Source organism: Rathayibacter tanaceti (assembly GCF_001634385.1).
GTDB classification, from domain to species: Bacteria; Actinomycetota; Actinomycetes; order Actinomycetales; family Microbacteriaceae; genus Rathayibacter; species Rathayibacter tanaceti.
In genome coordinates this window covers 1-2,436 of sequence record NZ_LIIN01000216.1, presented here as the reverse complement: position 1 = coordinate 2,436, position 2,436 = coordinate 1, and the positions used below count along the sequence as shown (strand labels likewise).

Below are 2,436 nucleotides of genomic sequence, written 5' to 3'. Positions count from 1 at the left end.
CAGCCGGGTGCCGACCTGGTCGGTGCACCACTCGCCGGCGCCGACCTGAGGGGGGCCGACCTGCGGGGAGCGCTGCTGATCGCGGCCGATCTTCGACGAGCCGACCTCGGCCGCTGCGACGTGTTGGGCGTCGACCTGCGCGACGCAGACGTGAGCGGAGCTGAGCTCGCCGAGGCCATCTACCTCACTCAGGCGCAGGTGAACAGCGCACGCGGCGATGACACGACCACGCTGCCGCCGCACTTCGAATACCCCTCGCACTGGGGGAGTGCATTGGCGCGCTGACGCGGCAGCTCCGTCATACCGTCAGATCTGCTGGGGTCCGTCCAGCGATTCGTCTCCGTCGCCCTCGCCGTCGAGGCCGACTCCTTCGATGATCTCGCGGCCGAGCAGGTGCGCGCCGCTCCAGCCCTCGATCACGCATCGTGGAAACGACTCCCGATCAGGGGATCTCAGCCAGGTGGAGGCGGCCTCCCTGGCCCACGACTCGGAGGCGTAGACGCCGACGATCTCAGTGCGGTCGTCCCAGGGGGTGGCCGTCGAGAGCACGAAGTGATCACCGTTCACGGTCGCGCCTCCTCCTACTCACGGGCTGACCACGGCCTGACGAGGTCCGCGGGATCGACCGGACGATACCCGACGGGACAGGGTGTGTCGGGGTGGTCGACAGGACGATCCGAGCAGGCTACGGCCAGTCCGTCAGTCGTCGATCACTCGATGGTCCCACGCAGACGGGCGTTCAGCCCAGCCAGCGCGCGCGCGATCTCGTTCTCGTCACTTCCGGGGAGGAGCGCGCCGCCCTGCTCGAGACCGTGCCGGAGCCCCTCGAGGTCGGGGCGTGCTCTTCCGCCGCGGCCGATCATGGCCTGCAGGGCGGCGAGGACGCCGATGAGGGCGACGGTGTCGTCCACATCGAGCGGACGGGTGCTCGACTGCTTCACGTCAGGTCTCCTGTTCGGCCTGGTCGGGGTTCGGGCCAGTGGTGGTCGTGCTGGTCGGGGTTCGGTGCAGGAGGGACCGGCGTGGTCGGGCCGGTCGCTGAGGGTCGCGACATGGCGACGCCCCGGTGCCGTCCGGCCCGGGGCGTCGTGAGGTCTCGGCGTCAGGCGACGCGAGGGTCGGACTCCTGGGTGTCCTCCTCGGGGATGTGCACGTCCTGCACGGTCACGTTGATCTCGGCGACCTCCATGCCGGCGATCTGCTGGATCGCCTCAGCAACGGCGGAGCGCACGTTCTCGGCGACCTCCTGGAGGGGCGCGGGGTACTCGGCGACGATCGTGACGTCGGCGGCGACCTGGCGCTCGCCGACCTCGACCTTGACGCCCTGGCCGCGGTCGTCGTTGCCGATCGCGCTGCGGATCGCACCGATCGCGCGCGCCGCTCCGCCGCCGAGGGCGTGGACGCCGCGGACCTCGCGGGCCGCGATGCCGGCGACCTTGGCGATGACGCTGTCCTCGATGACGGTGCGTCCGGCGGCGGTGCCGCTGGTGCTGCGCGTGGTGGTGGCGGTGGTGCTCTCGGCCATGGTCGTCTCTTTCGCTCGGGCCCGATCGGTCGATCAGGCGATGTCTGCCAGTAGGACGCACGGACCGCTCGGATCGTCACGGTCGACCCTGCCGCGTCCAGCGAACTGCCAGAGAGTCGAGCGATCGTCCGGAATGGCGGTGGCCCTGTTCTCGAACGGACCGCGCCCTCCCACGTGGCACGATCGAGGGTGATGTCGATCCTCTTCACCGCATGAGCGCGGTCAGCTACCAGGCCGCGTCGATCCCCCTCCGCCTCGCCGGCGCGGGGATGATCGTCGCCCTCCCGCTCCTCGCCGTCGAGCGCCTGGGCGATGTCGCCCTGGGCGGAGCGCTGACCGGCGCTGCCCTGTTCCCGAGCGTGATCGCGGCCCCGCTGGTCGGCACAGTGCTCGACCGCCTCCGCCACCCGCGCCGCCTCCTGGTCGCCTCCGCCCTCGCGACCGCCGTGGCCTTCGCGGTCGCCGCCTTCCTCGGCGACGTGCCGACCCCGTTGATCGTGGTGCTGCTGCTGATCGCAGGACTCGCCACCCCCGTCTACATGGGCGGGATGTCGAGCTTCGTCACGAGCGCCATCCCGGAGCCGCGCCGCGCCTACGCGCAGGACTCGCTCTCGTACACGGTCGCCTCGATCAGCGGACCCGCGATCGTGGGTCTCGCCGCCGGTCTCGGCGGTGCGCGGGTGGCGATGCTCGCGATGGCCGCGCTCGCGCTGATCGGGGTCGTCGGCTCGCTCGGCCTGGCGATGCAGGCACGGCCCGCACCCACGGTCGGCGTGCTGCGGACGGTCGTGGCGGGCGTCTCCCACCTGCTGAGGCACCGCCCGATCGCGGTGGTCACCTCGGCGGGCACGCTCAGCCAGGTCGCGGGAGGCGCGGCGGGCGCGCGGCGATCAGCCTCTCAGTCGAGCGCT

General features: G+C 71.7%; 5 protein-coding genes. 2 read left to right on the top strand and 3 right to left on the bottom strand.

Translation table 11 applies throughout. From position 1 onward, the window contains the following. The coding region (locus ACH61_RS15030; RefSeq protein ID WP_161489682.1) for a pentapeptide repeat-containing protein at positions 1-285 on the top strand (285 nt) is incomplete at its 5' end. A gap of 21 nt (positions 286-306) precedes the next feature. Here ACH61_RS15030 and ACH61_RS15025 read toward each other — a convergent pair. The 3 genes from ACH61_RS15025 to ACH61_RS15015 all read right to left on the bottom strand — a co-directional run bounded on the left by ACH61_RS15025 (position 307) and on the right by ACH61_RS15015 (position 1,525). Beyond that, a complete protein-coding gene (locus ACH61_RS15025) occupies positions 307-567 on the bottom strand; it encodes a hypothetical protein (RefSeq protein ID WP_068213606.1) in 261 nt (86 codons plus the stop codon). Positions 568-710: 143 nt separating this feature from the next. Next, complete coding sequence (locus ACH61_RS15020; protein ID WP_068213604.1) at positions 711-941, bottom strand: hypothetical protein; 231 nt, start codon at positions 939-941, stop codon at positions 711-713. A gap of 161 nt (positions 942-1,102) precedes the next feature. After that, the gene (locus tag ACH61_RS15015) at positions 1,103-1,525 is read right to left on the bottom strand and encodes an Asp23/Gls24 family envelope stress response protein (RefSeq protein WP_068213601.1); all 423 of its coding nucleotides are present in this window, start codon (positions 1,523-1,525) and stop codon (positions 1,103-1,105) included. A gap of 212 nt (positions 1,526-1,737) precedes the next feature. On the opposite strand from ACH61_RS15015, the gene ACH61_RS15010 reads away from it, so the two are divergent. Continuing rightward, positions 1,738-2,436: MFS transporter (locus ACH61_RS15010; protein WP_153038933.1), on the top strand; the 699-nt coding region annotated here is incomplete at its 3' end.